This is a genomic window from Streptomyces fructofermentans (assembly GCF_014651055.1).
In the GTDB taxonomy this organism is placed as follows: domain Bacteria; phylum Actinomycetota; class Actinomycetes; order Streptomycetales; family Streptomycetaceae; genus Streptomyces; species Streptomyces fructofermentans.
In genome coordinates this window covers 197,677-216,443 of the sequence record NZ_BMWD01000013.1, presented here as the reverse complement: position 1 = coordinate 216,443, position 18,767 = coordinate 197,677, and the positions used below count along the sequence as shown (strand labels likewise).

Annotated in this window: 16 protein-coding genes; 7 read left to right on the top strand and 9 right to left on the bottom strand. The window is 73.4% G+C overall.

Annotation, left to right across the window (positions count from 1 at the left end):
- Positions 1-146 precede the first annotated feature (146 nt).
- Positions 147-1,127: a DUF8832 domain-containing protein gene (locus IE265_RS19930; RefSeq protein ID WP_190036980.1), complete on the bottom strand. Its 981-nt coding sequence runs from the start codon at positions 1,125-1,127 to the stop codon at positions 147-149.
- A gap of 164 nt (positions 1,128-1,291) precedes the next feature.
- On the opposite strand from IE265_RS19930, the gene IE265_RS19925 reads away from it, so the two are divergent.
- Complete coding sequence (locus IE265_RS19925; protein WP_190036979.1) at positions 1,292-3,601, top strand: heavy metal translocating P-type ATPase; 2,310 nt, start codon at positions 1,292-1,294, stop codon at positions 3,599-3,601.
- Between the two features lie 106 nt (positions 3,602-3,707).
- Here the strand turns inward: IE265_RS19925 and IE265_RS19920 are convergent, their stop codons facing one another.
- From IE265_RS19920 to IE265_RS19905, 4 genes are read right to left on the bottom strand one after another with little or no spacing between them, the layout of a single operon-like run.
- Positions 3,708-4,850: an XdhC family protein gene (locus tag IE265_RS19920; protein ID WP_190036978.1), complete on the bottom strand. Its 1,143-nt coding sequence runs from the start codon at positions 4,848-4,850 to the stop codon at positions 3,708-3,710.
- Positions 4,843-6,969, bottom strand: coding sequence for a xanthine dehydrogenase family protein molybdopterin-binding subunit (locus IE265_RS19915; RefSeq protein ID WP_190036977.1), 2,127 nt, complete (start codon positions 6,967-6,969; stop codon positions 4,843-4,845). The genes IE265_RS19920 and IE265_RS19915 overlap by 8 nt, the downstream gene beginning before the upstream one ends.
- A complete protein-coding gene (locus IE265_RS19910) occupies positions 6,966-7,958 on the bottom strand; it encodes an FAD binding domain-containing protein (protein ID WP_190036976.1) in 993 nt (330 codons plus the stop codon). The genes IE265_RS19915 and IE265_RS19910 overlap by 4 nt, the downstream gene beginning before the upstream one ends.
- Entirely contained in the window at positions 7,955-8,590 is a 636-nt protein-coding gene (locus tag IE265_RS19905) for a 2Fe-2S iron-sulfur cluster-binding protein (RefSeq protein WP_190036975.1), read from the bottom strand. Before IE265_RS19905 ends, IE265_RS19910 begins: the two co-directional genes overlap by 4 nt.
- A gap of 282 nt (positions 8,591-8,872) precedes the next feature.
- On the opposite strand from IE265_RS19905, the gene IE265_RS19900 reads away from it, so the two are divergent.
- Positions 8,873-9,451, top strand: a complete 579-nt coding sequence (locus tag IE265_RS19900) for a TetR/AcrR family transcriptional regulator (RefSeq protein ID WP_190036974.1) — start codon at positions 8,873-8,875, stop codon at positions 9,449-9,451.
- A 106-nt stretch (positions 9,452-9,557) separates the two neighbouring features.
- Here IE265_RS19900 and IE265_RS19895 read toward each other — a convergent pair whose 3' ends face one another.
- Positions 9,558-9,983, bottom strand: coding sequence for a YjbQ family protein (locus tag IE265_RS19895; protein WP_190036994.1), 426 nt, complete (start codon positions 9,981-9,983; stop codon positions 9,558-9,560).
- Positions 9,984-10,213: 230 nt separating this feature from the next.
- Here IE265_RS19895 and IE265_RS39330 point away from each other — a divergent pair, with 230 nt between their 5' ends.
- The 3 genes from IE265_RS39330 to IE265_RS19885 all read left to right on the top strand — a co-directional run bounded on the left by IE265_RS39330 (position 10,214) and on the right by IE265_RS19885 (position 12,624).
- Positions 10,214-10,297, top strand: a complete 84-nt coding sequence (locus IE265_RS39330; protein WP_373302988.1) for a putative leader peptide — start codon at positions 10,214-10,216, stop codon at positions 10,295-10,297.
- Positions 10,298-10,612: 315 nt separating this feature from the next.
- Positions 10,613-11,524, top strand: coding sequence for an ATP-binding cassette domain-containing protein (locus IE265_RS19890; RefSeq protein ID WP_190036973.1), 912 nt, complete (start codon positions 10,613-10,615; stop codon positions 11,522-11,524).
- 11 nt (positions 11,525-11,535) lie between these two features.
- Positions 11,536-12,624, top strand: a complete 1,089-nt coding sequence (locus tag IE265_RS19885; RefSeq protein WP_190036972.1) for an NAD(P)-binding domain-containing protein — start codon at positions 11,536-11,538, stop codon at positions 12,622-12,624.
- A gap of 154 nt (positions 12,625-12,778) precedes the next feature.
- Here the strand turns inward: IE265_RS19885 and mltG are convergent, their stop codons facing one another.
- Positions 12,779-13,624: an endolytic transglycosylase MltG gene (gene mltG, locus IE265_RS19880; protein ID WP_190036971.1), complete on the bottom strand. Its 846-nt coding sequence runs from the start codon at positions 13,622-13,624 to the stop codon at positions 12,779-12,781.
- 43 nt (positions 13,625-13,667) lie between these two features.
- A complete protein-coding gene (locus IE265_RS19875; protein WP_190036970.1) occupies positions 13,668-15,467 on the bottom strand; it encodes an ABC transporter ATP-binding protein in 1,800 nt (599 codons plus the stop codon).
- A 95-nt stretch (positions 15,468-15,562) separates the two neighbouring features.
- Here IE265_RS19875 and IE265_RS19870 point away from each other — a divergent pair, with 95 nt between their 5' ends.
- Together IE265_RS19870 and IE265_RS19865 are read left to right on the top strand one after the other, a co-directional pair.
- Complete coding sequence (locus IE265_RS19870; protein WP_190036969.1) at positions 15,563-16,042, top strand: MarR family winged helix-turn-helix transcriptional regulator; 480 nt, start codon at positions 15,563-15,565, stop codon at positions 16,040-16,042.
- Between the two features lie 311 nt (positions 16,043-16,353).
- Positions 16,354-17,865 carry an ArnT family glycosyltransferase gene (locus tag IE265_RS19865; RefSeq protein WP_190036968.1) on the top strand — a complete coding sequence of 504 codons (1,512 nt, stop codon included), beginning with the start codon at positions 16,354-16,356 and terminating at the stop codon, positions 17,863-17,865.
- Positions 17,866-17,886: 21 nt separating this feature from the next.
- Here IE265_RS19865 and IE265_RS19860 read toward each other — a convergent pair whose 3' ends face one another.
- A complete protein-coding gene (locus tag IE265_RS19860; protein WP_190036967.1) occupies positions 17,887-18,630 on the bottom strand; it encodes a L,D-transpeptidase family protein in 744 nt (247 codons plus the stop codon).
- Between the last annotated feature and the right edge of the window lie 137 nt (positions 18,631-18,767).

Here is an 18,767-nt window from a genome sequence, read left to right as displayed (position 1 = left end):
CCGGGCTGAGTCCGGGCCCGGGCCCGGACTCAGCCCGGGGCCCGGACTCGGTCCATAAACCACGTCCCGCCGCCTTCCGCCTTGCCTCCTGCCTTCCCGGGCGTGCCTGCCGACCCGCCGGCGCATCGGCCCGCGGGCGCCGGCCTTCAGTGCCCGTGCCCGCCCGGCGTCTCCTCGGCGTGCCCGCCGCCGTCGTGGCCGTCGGCGTCCGACGGCGCGGCCCCCGCGTGGACTGTGAAGGCCACGGTCCTGACGACACCGCGGTGCTTGAAGTCGAGGAAGAGGCGGTACGCGCCCGCGCTCGGCGCCGTGGCCTCGAACGAGACACCGGGGCCGGGCCGCGTCCGGCCGTCGCCCGGCTCCCCGCTCGGGTGGACGTGCAGGTACGCGAGGTCGCCGGAGCGCAGGGCGACCAGGTGGCCGTACGCGCCCAGGTAGGGCTGGAGGTCGGTGACGGGCCTGCCGCCGCGTGAGACGTTCAGCGTCAGTTCGCCCGCCGCGCCGGGTCGCAGCCCGCCGGTCAGCTCGACCTCGTATCCGTCCGTCCGCGCCGTGGCGCGCGGTGCCGGCAACCGCTCGGGCTCGAAGGGGCCCGAGACCGCGAGGTCGGCGCCGAGTGTGAGGTTCTCGGCCCCCTTGCCCGCCGGGGTGAAGTCGGCGAAGACCCGGTAGCCGCCCGCGCGGGGCAGTTCGACGGGGACGCTCCAGGTCCCGTCGGCGGCGCGGACGGGATGCAGGTGGCGGTAGGTGACGAGGTCGCGCGAGGCGACGACGAGGTGGAGTTCCTTGTCGTGCTCGCGCTGGTACGAGGTGACCGGGCGGCCGTCGCCGTCCTCGACCGTGAAACGCAGGTCGGCCTGCCGCCCGGCTTCGACGCGCCGGGTCCGCAGGTCCAGGGTGTAGCCGCCCTCGGACACCTGGAGGCCGCCCGCGACCGCCCGCTCCGGCTCGTGGTCCGCGTGGCCGTCGCCCCCCTCCGGTTCGGGCGTCGCCTCGGCGTGCTTGTCGTGGGAGGGGGCCGCGCTCTCGGCGACGACGGGATCGAGCGCCCTGCCCGCTCCGTACGCGGTGCCGAAGGTCGCGGCCAGGGCGGCGGCGAACGCGGTGATCCTCAGTCCGGTGTTCATGGTCGTCTCCCCGGGGTCGAGGACCCACGGCTCGGATCGGGGCCCTCCATGGCCGCAAACATACCCCTAGGGGGTATAAAGTCAAGCGGGATGGGCCGCTTGCACCACATACCCCTTGGGGGTATACATGGCACGGACGGCACCGATCCGCACGAGGAGCAGCCATGGACACCACGACGACCGGCACCGAGGTGGAACTGGCCATCGGCGGCATGACCTGCGCCTCCTGCGCGGCCCGGATCGAGAAGAAGCTGAACCGCATGGACGGGGTCACCGCGACCGTCAACTACGCCACCGAGAAGGCGAGGGTCAGCCGGTCCGACGAGGTCTCCGTCCAGGAGCTAATCGCCACCGTCGAGTCCACCGGGTACACCGCGAAGGAGCACCGGCCCGCGCGGGCCGAGCCGCGGACCGGCGACGGGGACGGAGCCGAAGGACGGGACGGCGACGGGGAAGGCGCGGCGCACGACGAACTCCGCGCGCTGCGCGAGCGGTTGGTCACCGCTGTGGTGCTGGCCGTGCCCGTCGTCGCGATGGCCATGGTCCCCGCGCTCCAGTTCACGTACTGGCAGTGGCTGTCGCTCGCCCTGGCCGCGCCCGTCGTGACGTACGCCGCGTGGCCCTTCCACCGGGCGGCCTACGTCAACGCCCGGCACGGTGCCGCCACCATGGACACGCTGATCTCCGTCGGCACCTCCGCCGCGTTCCTGTGGTCGCTGTGGGCCCTGTTCCTGGGCACGGCGGGAACACCCGGCATGAAGCACCCCTTCGAACTGACCATCGCCCGCGGGGACGGTGCCGGGAACATCTACCTGGAGGCCGCGGCGGGCGTGACGGCCTTCATCCTGGCGGGCCGGTACTTCGAGGCGCGCTCCAAGCGCAAGGCGGGCGCCGCGCTCGCGGCGCTGCTGGAGCTGGGCGCGAAGGACGTCACCGTACTGCACCCCGACGGGGGCGAACGGACCGTGCCGGTGTCCGAGTTGAAGGTCGGCGACCGGTTCCTCGTACGGCCCGGCGAGAAGATCGCCACGGACGGCACCGTCGTCGAGGGCTCCTCGGCGGTGGACGCCTCGATGCTCACCGGGGAGTCGGTGCCCGTGGAGGTGTCCGCGGGCGACCCGGTCACCGGGGCCACGGTGAACTCCGGCGGCCGACTCGTCGTGCGGGCCACCCGCGTCGGCGCCGACACCCAACTCGCGCGCACGGCACGGCTGGTGTCGGACGCACAGAACGGGAAGGCCGCGGCACAGCGGCTCGCCGACCGGATCTCGGCGGTGTTCGTACCGGTCGTCATCGCCCTCGCACTGGGCACGCTGGGGTTCTGGCTGGGCAACGGCTCAGGGCTCACGGCCGCGTTCACCGCCGCCGTCGCCGTACTGATCATCGCCTGCCCCTGCGCCCTCGGCCTCGCCACCCCGACCGCGCTCATGGTCGGCACCGGCCGCGGCGCCCAACTCGGCATCCTCATCAAGGGACCCGAGGTCCTGGAGTCCACCCGCCGCGTCGACACCGTCGTCCTCGACAAGACCGGCACCGTCACCACCGGCCGCATGACCCTGCTCGCAGTGCACACCGCCGGCGGCACCGACCGGGACGAAGTGCTGCGCCTGGCAGGCGCGTTGGAGCACGCGTCCGAGCATCCGGTGGCCCGCGCCGTCGCCGAGGGCGCGTCGGCCGCCGCAGGACCACCGCCGGCGCCCGAGCAGTTCGCCAACGTGCCGGGACTCGGTGTGCGCGGTGTCGTGGAGGGCCACGCCGTGCTGGTCGGCGGTGAACGCCTGCTGGCCCGCCAGGGCGTGGAACTGCCGCCGGACCTGGGACGGGCCAAGGAGAGGGCCGAGGCGGCCGGACGCACCGCCGTCGCGGTCGCCTGGGACGGGGAGGCGCGCGCCGTGCTCGAAGTCGCCGACGCCGTCAAGGACACGAGCGCGGAGGCGGTCCGGCGACTGCGCGCGCTGGGACTCACCCCGATCCTGCTCACCGGGGACAACCGGGCCGTGGCCGTGTCGGTCGCGCGCGAGGTGGGCATCGACGCCGACGACGTCATCGCCGAAGTCCTCCCCGAGGGCAAGGTCGACGTCGTCAGGAGACTGCAGGAGCAAGGCCGTTCGGTCGCGATGGTCGGCGACGGCGTCAACGACGCGGCCGCCCTCGCGCAGGCCGATCTGGGGCTGGCCATGGGCACGGGCACGGACGCCGCGATCGAGGCGTCGGACCTGACCCTCGTACGCGGCGACCTGCGCGCGGCGGCGGACGCGATCCGCCTCGCCCGCCGCACCCTCGGCACCATCAGGTCCAACCTGTTCTGGGCCTTCGCCTACAACGTGGGCGCGCTGCCGCTCGCCGCGGCGGGCCTGCTCAACCCGATGATCGCGGGTGCGGCCATGGCCTTCTCCTCGGTCTTCGTCGTCGGCAACTCCCTGCGGCTGCGGTCCTTCCAAGCGGCGGACGGCCCGGTGTCCGGACCCGCGTGACCCAGGTCCGGAAGCCCCGCCCCGCCCCGCCCCGGCACAGTGCGGGGGCGGGGTGTCCGGACCCGGGGGGCCGACGGCCGGGGGCGAACGGCCGTCGACGGGAACGTCAGGCGGCCTCCACCACGCCCCGCTCTCCCCCGTCCCGGTGGATGGACGTGCCCGTCCCTGTCAACGGGACGCCCGTGCCTCCGCGCCGCACCGCGACGATCTCCGCCGCGATGGACAGAGCCGTCTCCTCGGGCGTACGGGCGCCGAGGTCGAGGCCGATCGGCGACCTGAGGCGGGCCAGCTCGCGCTCGCGGAGGCCCGCCTCGCGCAGCCGGCGGTCCCGGTCCGCGTGGGTCCGCCGGGAGCCCATCGCGCCGACGAACGCGACCGGCATCCGCAGGGCCTCCGTGAGCAGCGGCACGTCGAACTTGGCGTCGTGCGTGAGTACGCACAGGACCGTGCGACCGTCCGTCGGGGTGCTCCGCAGATAGCGGTGCGGCCAGTCCACGACGACCTCGTCCGCCTCGGGGAAGCGCCTGCGGGTGGCGAAGACCGGCCGGGCGTCGCACACGGTCACGTGGTGGCCGAGGAACTTGCCCGCGCGGACCAGGGCCGCGGCGAAGTCGATCGCCCCGAAGACGATCATCCGGGGCGGCGGAACCCTCGACTCGACGAGCAGGGTGAGGCCTCCCGGGCAGTGCGAGCCGTCCTCCGAGAGTTCGACGGCCCCGGTGCCGCCCGCGTCCAGCAGGGCCCTGGCCTCGGCCGCCGCGGTCCGGTCCAGCACCGGACGTCCGCCGAGCCCGCCCTCGTACGAGCCGTCGGGGCGCACCAGCAGGGCCCTGCCGAGGAGTCCGGCGGGCCCCCGGGCGACACGTGCGACCGCCGTGGGCGCGTTCCGGGCGGCGGCCGACAGCGCCGTCCCGAGAACCGCCCGGTCCGGGCTGCCGGCGGTGACCGGCGTGACCAGGACGTCGATGGTTCCGCCGCAGGTCAGCCCGACGGCGAACGCGTCGTCGTCGCTGTGGCCGAAGCGTTCGAGCACGGTCTCGCCGTCGGTGAGGGCGCGCACGCACAGGTCGTGGACCGCCCCCTCGACGCACCCGCCCGAGACCGAGCCGACGACCGTGCCCTCGCTGTCGACCGCGAGGGCCGCGCCGGGTCCGCGCGGGGCGCTGCCGCTCACGGACACGACGGTGGCGACGGCGAAGTCCCTGCCCTCCTCGGTCCAGCGGTGCAGCTCCTCCGCGAGGTCAAGCATCCTGCGCCCCGGTGCCCGCGGCGAGGACGCGGTCGGGCCGGATCGGCAGACTCCGGTGGCGTACGCCGGTCGCGTGCCGGACCGCGTTGGCGATGGCCGCCGCGGCACCCACGATGCCGATCTCGCCGATGCCCTTGATGCCGACCGGGTCGTCGGGGTCGGGGTCGTCGATCCAGTCCGCCTCGATGTGCGGGACGTCGGCGTGCGAGGCGACGTGGTAGCCCGCGAGGTCGGCGCCGACATGGCCGCCCGAGACCCGGTCCCGTACCGCCTCCTCGTGCAGGGCCATGGAGATGCCCCAGGTCATGCCGCCCACCAGCTGGCCCCGCGCGGTGAGCGGGTTGACGATGCGGCCCGCCGCGAAGATGCCGAGCATGCGCCGTACGCGTACCTCGCCGGTGCCGGCGTCGACGGCCACTTCGGCGAACTGCGCGCCGAAGGAGTGCCGTTCCTTCTGCGCGAGCGCGCCGATGGCCGCGGTCGTGTCCGACCGCACGGTGACGCCCTCCGGCGGGATGCCGTTGCCCGCGGCCAGCCGCTCGCGCAGCTCGCCCGCCGCGACGGTGATCGCCCAGGCCCAGGAGCGGGTGCCCATCGAACCGCCGGCGATCATCGCCGGGCCGAAGTCGCTGTCGCCGATGCGCACACGGACGCGCTCGGGTGCCGTCTCCAGCGCGTCCGCGGCGATCAGGGTGAGCGCGGTCCGCGCGCCGGTTCCGATGTCCGAGGCCGCGATGCGCACGGTGAAGGAGCCGTCGGCCTCGGCGGTCAGGGCGGCCGTGGAGGGGCCGGCGCCCGCGGGGAAGGAGGCCGCGGCCGTGCCGGTGCCGAGCAGCCAGCGCCCGTCGCGTCGCATTCCCGGGCGTGGGTCGCGGTCCGCCCAGCCGAACCGTCGGGCGCCCTCCTCGAAGCAGGCGACGAGGTTGCGGCTGCTGAACGGCAGCCCGGACACCGGTCCCGTCCCGGGCTCGTTGCGGACGCGCAGCGCGATCGGGTCGATGCGGCACTTCTCGGCCAGCTCGTCCAGCGCCGACTCCAGCGCGAACGAGCCGGGTGCCTCGCCCGGCGCGCGCATCCAGGTGGGTGTGGGCACGTCGAGCCGTACGACCTGGTTGGCCGTGCGGTGGGCGTCGGCGTCGTACATCGCCCGGGCCACGCCGGCGCTCGGTTCGACGAACTCGTACACGGTCGAGGTGAGGCTCAACGACTCGTGCTCCAGGGCGCGCAGCCGCCCGTCGGGGTCGGCGCCGAGCCTGACCCGCTGGATGGTGGGGCTGCGGTATCCGGCGAGGGAGAACATCTGACGCCGGGTCAGGACCACGCGTACCGGGCGCTGGAGGAGGGTCGAGGCCATCACGGCGGCCACCTGGTGGGCGCGGACGCCCTTGGAGCCGAAGCCGCCCCCGACGTGCTCGGACCGCACCCGCACCGAGGCCGGGTCGAGCGAGAAGAGCTTGCACAGCTCGTCGGCGACCCAGGTGCTGCCCTGGTTGGAGTCCACGACGTCCAGCCGGCCGCCGTCCCACCGTGCGGTCGCCGCGTGCGGCTCCATCGGGTTGTGGTGCTCCTCGGGGGTGGTGTACTCGGCGTCCACGACGACGGCGGACTCGGCGAGCCGGGCGGCGAGGTCCCCCTTCTCCGTCACGGCCGGCATGTGCCCGTCCACCGGGTACGCGTCCGTCCGCCCGGCGTCGAACCCGATGTCGTGCGGTTCCTCCTCGTAGTGCACCACCAGGGCCTCGGCGGCCTCCCTGGCCTGCTCGGACGTCTCGGCGACCACCAGGGCGACCGGCCATCCGGCGTGCGGGACCCGGTCGTTCTGGAAGAGTGCGACGCTCGGGTCCGGGGGGACGCCGAGCATGCCGATGTACTCGCTGTCGACGCGCGGCGCGGTGCCGTGGTGCAGGACGGTCAGGACGCCCGGCATGTCGAGCACCGGCCCGGCCTCGACGGAGCGGATGCGGCCGCGGGCCGCGGTGGACAGCACCAGCCAGCCGTGGGCGAGTTCGGCGAAGGGGATCTCCGCGGCGTAGCGGGCGGCGCCGGTGACCTTGTCGCGGCCCTCCACCCGGGCGTGCGCGGTGCCGACCGCGCCACGCAGTGCGGTGGGCGCGGTCATCGGCCGGCCTCCTTGGCGAGTTCGGTCAGCACGGCGACCACGAGGTTGCGCATCAGGGTCCCTTTGTACGCGTTGTCGGGCAGGGGCCGGGCGGCGGCCAGTTCGGCGTCCGCCGCGGCGGCGAAGGTGGCCGCGTCGGCCGGGGCTCCGGCCAGCAGGGCTTCGGCCCGCGTGGCCCGCCAGGGCCGGGAGGCGACCGCCCCGAAGGCCAGGCGGGCGTCCCGTACGACTCCGTCGCGCACGTCCAGCGCCGCGGCGACCGAGCCGATCGCGAAGGCGTAGGAGGCGCGTTCGCGGACCTTGCGGTAGCGCGAGTGGGCGGCGACGGGAGCGGGCGGCAGGGTGACGCCGGTGATGAGCGCCCCGGGCGGCAGCGCGGTCTCGCGGTGCGGGGTGTCGCCCACGGGCAGATAGAGGTCGGTGAGCGGCAACTCGCCCGGCCCCGCGGCCGTTTCGTACGACACGACCGCGTCGAAGGCCGTCAGCGCCACGCCCATGTCCGAGGGATGGGTGGCGACGCAGTGGTCGGAGGCGCCGAGGATCGCGTGGTTGCGGTGGTCTCCCCCGATGGCGGGACAACCGCTGCCCGGCACACGCTTGTTGCACGGCTTGGTCACGTCGGCGAAGTAGCCGCAGCGGGTGCGCTGGAGGAGGTTCCCGCCGACCGTGGCCATGTTCCGCAGCTGTCCGGAGGCCCCGGCGAGGACGGCCTGCGCCAACGCCGGGTAGCGGCGCCGGACCTCGGGGTGGGCCGCGAGGTCGCTGTTGGTGACGGTCGCGCCGATGCGCAGCCCGCCGTCCGGTGCCGACTCGATCCGGTCCAGGGGCAGTTCACGGATGTCGACGAGCCGGGCGGGCCGCTCGACACCGGTCTTCATCAGGTCGACGAGGTTGGTGCCTCCACCGAGGAACCTCGCGTCGGGGTCGGCGTCGAGCAGCGCGACCGCGCCGGAGACGTCGAGGACCCGCCGGTATCCGAACTCCCTCATGCCGCCGCCTCCCCGGCCTTCGCCGCGGTCGCCCGTCCGGCGGCTTCGACGGCCGTGCGACCGGCCGCTTCGACGGTCGGGTGCCCGGCGGACTCCGCGGTCGTCCGTCCGGCGGCGGCCCGGGCGACGGCCTCGACGATCGACACGTACGCGCCGCAGCGGCACAGGTTGCCGCTCATACGTTCCCTGATCTCCTCCGGAGTCAGCGGTGGCGGCCCCGCCTCGGGCCGGACGTCGTCGGTCACGGCACTCGGCCAGCCCGCCGCGTGCTCCTCGATCACGGCGACGGCCGAACAGATCTGGCCGGGTGTGCAGTAGCCGCACTGGTAGCCGTCGAGGTCGAGGAACGCCTGCTGCACCGGATGCAGCCGGTCGCCCTCCGCCATGCCCTCGATGGTGGTGATCTCGCGGCCCTCGGCCGCCACGGCGAGTTGCAGGCAGGAGACGGTCCTGCGGCCGTCGAGGAGCACGGTGCAGGCGCCGCACTGCCCCTGGTCGCAGCCCTTCTTGGTGCCGGTCAGGTCGAGTTTCTCGCGTAACGCGTCGAGCAGCGTGGTGCGGTGGTCGACGGGCAGCGTGCGCTTCTCCCCGTTGATGTGCAGGGTGATGGCGCTGGACGTCGGTGGGGTCATGCTGTGCCTTCTTTCGCGTGTCCCGAACGGGTCGGACGACGGTCCGGCGGCCGGACGGATCAGGAGACGTGCCGAGGAGCGCTGTACGTAGCGAGTCGGGTCCGAAAACATGCAGGATGCGGGGAGGAACAGCCGCCGGCGACCGCCATCGGCCGCCCGGGTCCACCGCACCCACCGCTATGGTGGAGCTAACCGGACAGCTGTCCGTTAGCAGGAAAACGTAGTGGACAGCTGTCCGGTTAGCAAGACGGGGTTCGGCCGGACCCCGTGAAGGAGGCACCCGTGGGGCAGAGGAAGGACGCGCCGCTGCGCTCGGACGCGCAGCGCAACCGCGAACGCATTCTGGAAGTGGCGCTGGCCGAGCTGACCCGCGCCGCCGACGCCCCGCTGAGCGCCATCGCCAAGAAGGCGGGGGTCGGGCAGGGCACGTTCTACCGGAACTTCCCCAACCGCGAGGCGCTGGTCCTGGAGATCTACCGCCACGAGATGCAGCAGGTCGCCGACAGCGCGGCCCAACTGCTGTGCTCCCGGGAGCCCGATCAGGCGCTGCGCGAGTGGATGGACCGCCTGGCCCGGTTCGCCATGGCCAAGGCGGGCCTGGCCGACGCGATCCGCCAGGCCACGAGCGGCACCGGAGGCCTGGCGAAGCCGGGCAACGCGCCGGTGACCGCCGCGGCCGAGCTGCTCCTGCGCGCGAACGAGGAGGCGGGCACCATCCGCCCCGGGGTGACGGCGGACGACCTGATCCTCGCCATCGGCGGCCTCTGGCAGATCGACCCGCACAGCGACTGGCAGCCCCGCGCCACCCGGCTCCTGGACCTGGTCATGGACGGGTTGCGGGCGGGGGCCGCGGGGCGGTAGGACCGGCCCTGGAACCGTGGGCCCCGGGCCTGGAGCCGTGGGCGCGGGCCGCGCGTACCTGAGGAGCCGCTGTTCCGCCGAGTGGTCGCCGTCGCCGCCTGCGGGACTACCCGGCGAGGAAGCTCAGCCGGACCGTGCGGTCGGGGTTGTCCTTGTTCGTGTCGACCAGGCACACGGACTGCCACGTGCCGAGTTCGAGGCGTCCGCCGATCACGGGCAGCGTGGCGTGCGGGGGCACGATGGCCGGGAGTACGTGGTCACGGCCGTGGCCCGCGCTGCCGTGGCGGTGCTGCCAGCGGTCGTCGGCCGGGAGCAGGGAGTGCAGGGCCGTGAGGAGGTCGCCGTCACTGCCGGCGCCCGTCTCGATGAGCGCCACACCGGCGGTCGCGTGCGGCACGAACACGTTGAGCAGGCCGTCGCGGCCGCCCGCGGCATCCCGCAGGAAGGCCTCGCAGTCACGGGTGAGGTCGACGACCGTTTCCCTGGACCCGGAGGAGACGTTCAGGACACGGGTGGTGAAGGCATCGGGCATGGGCCAATCCTCACCCATGGTTCGGGCTCCTTGCCGCCGACCCGCGCCCGATCGGCCATCGGACCCGCCACCCGCTCGCCTTCCGCTCCCGGCACCGCCCCTCCCTCCTCCCGCCCCTCACTCCTCCCGCCTCTCGCGCTCCTTCCGCGTGCCGCGTGTGCCGGACCTCTCGGGTCCACCGCGCGAGACGCCGTTGACCGTGCGCGGTCGGACTGACTACTTTCTGCGGCATGTCGCGTTCAGCCATGCTCACCAAGCGCGGTCACGTCGACCTGCTGCGGGTGGCCTCCGCCGCGTGTCGCCGCGGTCGCTGACGCCCTTTCACCATTCCCCCGCCGCGCGTTCCGGCACCCGCTGAGCGCACGTACCGTGCCGTCTCCCGGCGGATTCCGTAGCGCCGACACCTGCTCTGCGACCGTTCGCACGGTCGTCAAATGCCTTCTGGCACGCGCGAGTTCGTGCCGCGGCGCCCGTTCCGCCTTCCGGTGCCAGGACGTCGGCTCACGTCCCGCCGGGGAGATCGGGCGCCTTCACGCACCGACCGTCGTCGCGGATCGCCCCACCGCCGTCTGCCGTCTGCCGTCTGCCGGCCGGCTTCGCCGTCCGTCCCCCCGAAAGGCCGCCGCGCCATGGCGATCCACGTTCACCGGCCGGAGAACACCCCTCAGGCGCCCGCGCACGACACGCGGGCGCCGCGTCGGAAGGCCCCGGCGTCCCCGTCCCCGGCGGTACGGGTCGCCGGGCTGACGCGCGTCTTCGACGGCAGGCCAGTCCTCGACAACCTCGGACTCGACGTCGGAACGGGCGAGTTCGTGGCCCTGCTCGGACACGGGGGCCGCGGCGAGTCCACCCTGCTTCGCGTCCTCGCCGGACTCGACCGCGAGGTCACGGGAACCGTCCTCGTGGCGCGCCGCAGAGCCCTGGCACTCCCGGCTCCCCGACCGGGGCAACCATGGCGGAAGGTGTGGCGCAGCGTCCTGCCCGGACCGCCCGGCCGGACCGAACGCGCCGCCTCGGAGCGCTTGTTGGCCGAAGTGGGCCTGACGCACCGCGCCGCCGCCCGGCTCCGCGCGCTGACCGACCTGGAGGCCCGCCGCCTCGCCCTGGCACAGGCGCTGGCGTACGACCCCGGGCTGCTGCTGCTCGACGACCCGTTCGCCACCCTGGACCCCGCCGCCCGGACCGCGGCACTGCACCTCGTCGGCGACGTGTGGCGGCGCCGCGGCTGCGCCGTGCTGCTGGCCACGCGCGACGTGGAGGAGGCCCTCCTGCTCGCCGACCGCGTGCTCGTACTGGACGAGGGTGCGATCGCGTACGAGGCCGCGGTCCCGATGGGACGGCCGCGCGATGTCACCGATCGGCGGTTCGCCGAGCTGCGGGGCCGGCTCCTGGCGCGCCTGGGCGCCCCCACGTCCCCCGGGCGCCACGGGAACGCCTCCGGCCCAGGCGGTGGCCCGGGCGGTGGCCCGGGCGGCAGGCCGGCAGACGACACGGACGACGGCCCGGCCGACGGGACGGGAAGATCCGCACCGCTTCCATAGTTGGTAGAAGCGTGAACGACATCGGAGCACAGGCGCGGGACGTCGACGTGGTCGTCGTGGGGGCCGGACAGGCGGGCCTGTCCAGCGCGTACCACCTGCGACGCACCGGCTTCGAGCCGGAGCGCGACTTCGTCGTGCTGGACCACGCGCCGCACCCCGGCGGGGCGTGGCAGTTCCGGTGGCCGTCGCTCACGTACGAGAAGGTGCACGGCATGCACGCGCTGCCGGGCATGGAACTGACCGACGTGGACCCCGCGCGGCCGTCCTCCGAGGTGATCGCGGAGTACTTCGACGCGTATGAGCGCACCTTCGACCTGCGGGTCCGGCGGCCCGTCGACGTACGGGCCGTGCGCGAGGGCGACGGCGGGCGGCTCCTCGTCGAGACCTCCGACGGCGTGTGGTCGACGCGTGCGCTGATCAACGCGACGGGCACCTGGGACCGGCCGTTCTGGCCGCGCTACCCGGGTCAGGAGACCTTCCGCGGGCGTCAGCTGCACACGGCTCAGTACCCCGGTCCGGGCGAGTTCGCCGGGCAGCGGGTGATCGTGGTGGGCGGCGGCGCGTCCGGAACACAGCATCTGCTGGAGATCGCGCCGTACGCCGCGGCGACGACCTGGGTGACCCGGCGGCCCCCGGTGTTCCGCGAGGGCCCGTTCAGCGAGGACGTGGGCCGGGAGGCGGTGGCACTCGTGGAGGAACGGGTCCGCAAGGGGCTTCCGCCGAGGAGTGTCGTGTCGGTGACCGGCCTGCCGCTCAACGACGCGGTCCGCCAAGGCATCGATGACGGCGTCCTGGACCGGCAGCCGATGTTCGACCGGATCACTCCCGACGGCGTGGCGTGGGACGACGGTCGGCACATCGAGGCGGACGTGATCCTGTGGGCCACGGGCTTCCGGGCCGCAATCGACCATCTGGCCCCGCTGCGGCTGCGCGAGCCCGGCGGCGGCATCCGTGTCGAGGGGACGCGCGCGGTGGCCGACCCACGCGTCCACCTGGTCGGCTACGGACCCTCGGCCAGCACCATCGGCGCCAACCGTGCCGGGCGCGCCGCCGTACGGGACATCAGGCGGCTGCTGGCGGGTGCGCCGGCCACCGCGTGACGTCCCGCCGGCCGCGGGCGAGCGAGTGGAAGAAGCCGTGGGTCGCACTGGGTCGTACGAGCGGATGCGGTGTCCGCAGTTTCGGAGTGCCCGGGCGAGGGTGTCCGGACCGTGGTGCCGGCTCGGCCGGGGGCGTGGCTGGGCAGGACCGGGGTCAGCCGGCGGACGGCGAGGCGCTCTGTGTGACGCGGTTGAACTCCGCCACGTTCTTCTGGTGCTCCTCGTAATTGGCCGTGAACCGCGTGTCCCCGGGCTTCACGGTGACGAAGTAGAGCCAGTCGCCCTGGGCGGGAGCGACCGCGGCGCGCATGGCCTCCTCACCGGGGTTGGTGATCGGCGTCGGAGGCAGCCCCATGCGCGAGTAGGTGTTGTACGGGCTGTCGAGCTTCGTGTCGTTCCGGCTGGTGCGCAGCGTGCTGCGGTTCAGCGCGTAGTTGATCGTGGAGTCCATCTGGAGCGGCATGCCCCGGTCGAGCCGGTTGTAGACGACCCGGGCGACCTTGCCCATGTCCGCCTTGGTGGCCGCCTCGGCCTGGACGATGCTCGCGACGGTGACGGTCTGGTAGACGTTCATCGCGTTCCGCTCGGCGCCCGCGGTGACGGCGCCTCCGCTGAAGCGCTTGTTGGCCGACTCGACCATGTACGTGAGCAGCGCTTCCGGGGTCGACTTCTTGTCGATCGGGTAGGTCGCCGGGAACAGGTATCCCTCGGGGTTGCCGCTCGCGTCGGTCGGCAGCTTGAGCTTCGCCTTGCCCAGGGACTTCCTGGTGGTGCCGGCCGGCAGGGCGAGGGCCTTGTCCACGGCCTCGTACACCTGGCCGGAGCGCCAGCCCTCCGGGACCACCAGGGCCGCGGGTTCCTTGACGTCCTCCGTGCTCATCAGCGGCACCGCCACGGCGGCGGCCGCCACGACGGCGCCGGTCGCGATGAGGGCGGTGCGGCCCCGGCGTGTCAGTCGGGTCGTTCTCCGTGGCGGAGTGGGCGGGGTGTAGGTCTCCATGCGGGCACGGTAACCCGAATATCGTCATAAACCCGGCATATCTTCATCTTGTCGGTGCGAGCTGGGCGTCTCTGCGGACCAGGGCGGCATAGCGGCCCTGTCTCGCCAACAGCTCCTCGTGCGTGCCGCGTTCGGCCGTCCGGCCCGCGTCGAGCACCACGATCTGGTCCGCGCCCCGGACGGTGGACAGACGGTGCGCGATGGTGAGAGTGGTCCGATTGGCCGACAGGGCGTCGATGGCCTCCTGCACGGCCCGCTCCGTACGGGTGTCCAGGGCACTGGTCGCCTCGTCGAGGATCAGCACCGGCGGGTCGCGCAGGATCGTGCGGGCGATGGCCAGGCGCTGCTTCTCTCCTCCGGAGAACCGGTGCCCCCGCTCGCCCACCACGGTGTCGTAGCCGTCCGGCAGCGATGCGATGTGCTCGTGGATCTGGGCGGCCCGGGCGGCGGAGTGCAGTTCCTCGTCCGTCGCGTCCGGCTTGGCGAAGCGCAGGTTGTCGGCCACTGTGGCGTGGAAGAGGTACGTGTCCTGGGAGACGACACCGATCGCGCGGGCCAGGGTGTCGAAGTCGAGGTCGCGCACGTCCACGCCGTCGAGCGTGACACGGCCGCCCGTGACGTCGTACAGACGCGGGACCAGGTGGCTCAACGTGGACTTGCCCGCGCCGGTGGAGCCGACGACGGCGAGGCTGCTTCCGGCGGGCACCGTGATGTCGATGCCGTCGAGGATCGGAGCACTCGCAGCGTCGTAGCGGAACTCGACTCCCTCGAAGCGCACTTCGCCCTTGATCCGGTCGAGACGGACCGGGTTCTCCGGTTCGGTGATGTCGATGGGCAGGTCGAGGTACTCGAAGATGCGCTGGAACAGGGCGAGCGAGGCCTGGATCTGAACGCCGGTGGACAGCAGGCTGACCGCGGGCCGGAACAGGCCCTGCTGGAGCGACACGAAGGCGACGAGGGTTCCGAGCGAGACGGCGGCGCCGCCGAACTGGAGGGCTAGGCCGGCGGTCCAGTAGATGACGGCTGGCATCGCGGACATCACGATGCCGATGACGGCCATGCGCCAGCGGCCCGCCATGTTCGAGCGGACCTCCAGGTCCACCAGGCCCTCGGACTCGTCCGCGAAAGCGCGGGTCAGCGAATCGGAGCGGCCCATCGTGCGGCCGAGCAGGATGCCGCTGACGGAGAGGGACTCGGTGACGGTGGCCGCCATGGCCGCCATCTGCTTCTGGCGCTGGGTGGTGATCCGCTTGCGCTCGTTGCCGACGCGCCGGCTGATCCACACGAACACCGGCAGCAGGAGCAGCGAGACGACGGTGAGCCGCCAGTCCAGGGCGATCATCGCGACGATCGTGGCGATGACACTGGTGAGGTTCGAGACCAGCGAGGTGGCGGTCGAGGTGACGGTCGCCTGCATGCCGCCGATGTCGTTGGCGATGCGGGACTGGACCTCGCCCGTGCGGGTCCGGGTGAAGAAGGCCAGCGACATGCGCTGGAGGCGGCCGTAGACGTCGGTGCGCAGGTCGTGCATGACGCGCTGGCCGACGGTCGTGGAGATGAGGGTCTGCAGGACGCCGAAGACCCCGCCGAGGACCGCGCTGAGGATCATGCCGAGCGCCAGCAGGCTCAGCAGGCCGGTGCGCCCCTGCGGGATCGCGGTGTCGAGGATCTCCCTGAGCAGGAACGGTGTCGCGACCGAGACGAGGGAAGCGGCGCCGACGAGCAGGCCGACGACCGCGAGGCGGCCGCGGTAGGGGCGGAAGAGTCCGAGGATGCGGCGCACCTGCCGGGGCTGTCCGGCCTCGACGGGTGGCGGTGTCCAGGTGATGTCGTCGCGGGGCATGGGCTCCTTCGGAGGACGGGCGGACGATGACTGACGGAGCATAGCTCATTGTTACCTATGCTCACAATGCACAGGGTCCTGATATTGTTCCCGGCATGAACTCCCCCGACGCCGACGGCCTGCTCGCCGAGCAGTTGCTGCGGCTGACCCGTCGCGTGCACCGCATCCAGAAGCGGCACCTGGAGGCGCGCGGGCTCGGTATCACCCCGGCCCAGTCCCGTCTGCTCCGCACGCTCGCGCACTACGGGTCACCGCCGCGCATGGCCGATCTCGCGCAGCGGCTGGAAGTGGTGCCGAGGGCCGTGACCACGCTGGTCGACGGCCTGGAGGCGAGCGGCAAGGTGCGCCGCGTCCCCGATCCCAGCAACCGCCGCGTGATCCGGATCGAGCTGACGGACGACGGCCGTCTGGCCCTGCGGGAGCTGCGGGGCGCGCGCCGGGCCGCGGCGGAGGACATCCTCGCACCGCTGACGGGCGAGCAGCGCGAGGTGCTCGGGGGGCTGCTCGACACGTTGATCGACGGCGGGACGGCCGCGGGGACGGGCCCGGGAGACGCCGGGCCTGTCGCGGACTGACCGGAGCGGCGGGGTCCGCCGGTAGCGACCGGGCCCGGGCGGCGGGGTCCGCCGGCTGCGGCCGGGCCGAAGTGTCAAGGTCCGCCGGCTGCGACCATGCCGGAGCGGCGGGGTCCGACCGGCGCGGACGAGGCGGGGCGGCGCGGGACCGTCCGGCGGTCGCGGACGGGCCCGGCGGTGACGGGCCCGGCAGAAGCCGGCGGACGGAGCAGGCGCTCACCCGGAGATGGCTGTCGCGCGATCCGTCCGGGGTCTGACGGATCGCGGATGCGCTCAGTACCGTGGTGCCACCGGACGGCGACGGGGGCGCGATGGATCGGGAACGGGCCTCCGCGACGCACGGGTTGCCCCGATTCGCGCTCGGCCCCGTGGCGGGCCTGGCGGCCGTCCTCGCCACCGTCCTCACCGCGCTGTCCGGCCGGTACGGCTACCACCGGGACGAGTTGTACTTCCTCGCCGCCGGGGACCACCTCGCCTGGGGCTACACCGACCAGCCCCCGCTGACACCGTTCGCGGCCCGGGTGGCCACCGAGGTGTTCGGGGAGTCACCGGCCGCGCTCCGGGTCCCGGCGACGCTCGCGCTCGTCGCCACTCTCTTCGTGGTCGCCCTGATCGCACGGGAGTTGGGCGGCGACCGGCGGGTCCAGGTCCTCGCGGCAGGACTCGCGGGGGTGGGCGGGCAGCCGCTGGCCGTCGGGCACATGCTCTCGACCGCCACCTTCGATCTCCTGGCCTGGCTGGCCATCTGCTGGCTGCTGCTGCGCCTTCTGCGCACCGGGGACGGACGTTGGTGGGTCCCGACGGGTCTGTGTGTCGGAGCGGGCCTGCTCAACAAGTACCTGGTGGCCCTGCTGGTACTCGTGCTGCTCGCGGCCGTGCTCCCGATGGGGGCGCGCCGACTTCCGCGCGGTCCCTGGCTGTTCGCGGGCACGGCCGCAGCCCTGGTCGTCGCGGCGCCCGCGCTGTGGTGGCAGGCGGCCCACGGCTGGCCGCAGTTGACCGTCGCGGGCGGCATCAGCGCGGACGACGGGGCGGAGAACCGCATCCTGTTCGTGCCGCAGCAACTCATCTACCTCTCGCCGCTGTTCGTCCCCGTGTGGGTGGCCGGCTGGCTGCGGCTGTGGCGCGATCCCGCTCTGCGGTTCGCCCGGCCGTTCGCGCTCGCCTACCCGTTGCTGTGCCTGCTGGTGCTCGCACTGGGCGGCAAGGGGTACTACGCCGTGCCGCTGCTGATCGTCCTCCTCGCGGCGGGATGTGCTCCGGCTCTCGAACAGCTTCGGCGCGCGGGCGCGTCCCGGCTGCGCGCCGTGGGCGCCGCTGCCGCCGTGGCCGTGACCGTCGTGATCAACGCGGCGGTGACACTGCCCGTGCTGCCGCCGTCGGCGCTGGACGTCCCGATGGCGCTCAACAAGGAGCAGGGCGAGCAGCTGGGGTGGCCCGAGCTGGCCGACGCGGCGGCACGGGGTTGGTCCGGGATACCCGAAGGCCGGCGGGCAAGCGCGGTGCTCTTCACGCAGAACTACGGCGAGGCGGGCGCCCTCGACCGGTACGGTCCCGCCCTCGGACTGCCGCGCCCCCACTCCGGCCACATGGCCTACGCCGACTGGGGTCCGCCGCCGGACACCGCCGACGGACCCGTACTGCTCGTCAGGCAGCAGGGCGCCGACGGCATCGAGCGGTACTTCACCGGGTGCCGACCGGTCGCCCGCGTGGACAACGGGCACGGCGTGCGCAACGAGGAGCAGGCCGCCGCCGTGGTCCTCTGCTCGGGCACGGTCCTGCCGTGGTCGCGCCTGTGGCCCTCCCTGCGCCACTACTACTGACGCACTCGCGCACCGCCGGGGTCAGGCCTTGAGGTGCGCCTTGTCGCCCATGACCACGACCGGGTGCTCGGCCGGATCGAGCGTACGCAGGAGATGGCGCATCCCCGACTCGGAAAGGCTCACGCAGGCCGACGTACCGCTGCCGTGGTCCATGTGCAGCCAGATGCTGCCGCCCTTGGACTGGCCCTGCGGACGGGTCGGGTCGTTGGGGGAGGTGCCCTTGACGCGGTTGTAGTCGATGGCGATGACGTAGTCGAAGTCGTTCCAGTGCGACTTGGCCCAGTAGTGCGGTGCCTGGAAGCCCGCCGAGCGGGTGTAGGGGAGCTTCGCGCCGGGGTCGGCCAGCACACCGCCCGCGTCGCTGAGGGTGAACACCCCGACCGGGCTGCGCTTGTCGTTCTCCCTGTGGTCGGTGGTCCACCCCTTCTTGCCGTTGTGCCCCTGCCAGACGCGGGTCCGGTCCCAGGTGGAGCCCGACTTCGTGTACAGGACGATCGTCGAGTCGGCCGAGTCCTCGCCCTCGCCGTAGACCGCGACGACCTGGCGGGACTCGGCGGGGATCCGCCGCTGGAGTCTGTCCCCGACACCGGGGATGCGCTTCAGGTCGGTCGTACGCGACTGCTTCTGCCGGGCACCTTCACTCGAACGGCCGTCACCGGCCCCGCCGCTCCCGCCGGCCGAACCACCGCAGGCCGACAGGGACATCAGAAGGGCACCGCAGACCGCCGCAGCGGCTGTCGCACGCATCGCACCGCCATTTCGCATGCGGACCATCGTCGCACCACGCCCGGGACGAACACGTACGGCCCCTCGGCTTCCAGGCCATATCCGGGCGGTCCGGGCCGAATCTTTGCCTCGCGCCGGAAAATCGTTTGCCTGCGGACACGCTGTGACGCGAACCT

Coding starts and splice junctions, on each gene's coding strand:
- IE265_RS19910 (WP_190036976.1), bottom strand. CDS start 7,958: ATGAGGGAGTTCGGATACCGGCGGGTCCTCGACGTCTCCGGCGCGGTC.
- IE265_RS19860 (WP_190036967.1), bottom strand. CDS start 18,630: ATGCGAAATGGCGGTGCGATGCGTGCGACAGCCGCTGCGGCGGTCTGC.
- IE265_RS39330 (WP_373302988.1), top strand. CDS start 10,214: ATGTCGCGTTCAGCCATGCTCACCAAGCGCGGTCACGTCGACCTGCTG.
- IE265_RS19920 (WP_190036978.1), bottom strand. CDS start 4,850: ATGCTTGACCTCGCGGAGGAGCTGCACCGCTGGACCGAGGAGGGCAGG.
- IE265_RS19870 (WP_190036969.1), top strand. CDS start 15,563: ATGAACTCCCCCGACGCCGACGGCCTGCTCGCCGAGCAGTTGCTGCGG.
- IE265_RS19875 (WP_190036970.1), bottom strand. CDS start 15,467: ATGCCCCGCGACGACATCACCTGGACACCGCCACCCGTCGAGGCCGGA.
- IE265_RS19925 (WP_190036979.1), top strand. CDS start 1,292: ATGGACACCACGACGACCGGCACCGAGGTGGAACTGGCCATCGGCGGC.
- IE265_RS19915 (WP_190036977.1), bottom strand. CDS start 6,969: ATGACCGCGCCCACCGCACTGCGTGGCGCGGTCGGCACCGCGCACGCC.
- IE265_RS19890 (WP_190036973.1), top strand. CDS start 10,613: ATGGCGATCCACGTTCACCGGCCGGAGAACACCCCTCAGGCGCCCGCG.
- IE265_RS19905 (WP_190036975.1), bottom strand. CDS start 8,590: ATGACCCCACCGACGTCCAGCGCCATCACCCTGCACATCAACGGGGAG.
- IE265_RS19895 (WP_190036994.1), bottom strand. CDS start 9,983: ATGCCCGATGCCTTCACCACCCGTGTCCTGAACGTCTCCTCCGGGTCC.
- mltG (WP_190036971.1), bottom strand. CDS start 13,624: ATGGAGACCTACACCCCGCCCACTCCGCCACGGAGAACGACCCGACTG.
- IE265_RS19930 (WP_190036980.1), bottom strand. CDS start 1,127: ATGAACACCGGACTGAGGATCACCGCGTTCGCCGCCGCCCTGGCCGCG.
- IE265_RS19865 (WP_190036968.1), top strand. CDS start 16,354: ATGGATCGGGAACGGGCCTCCGCGACGCACGGGTTGCCCCGATTCGCG.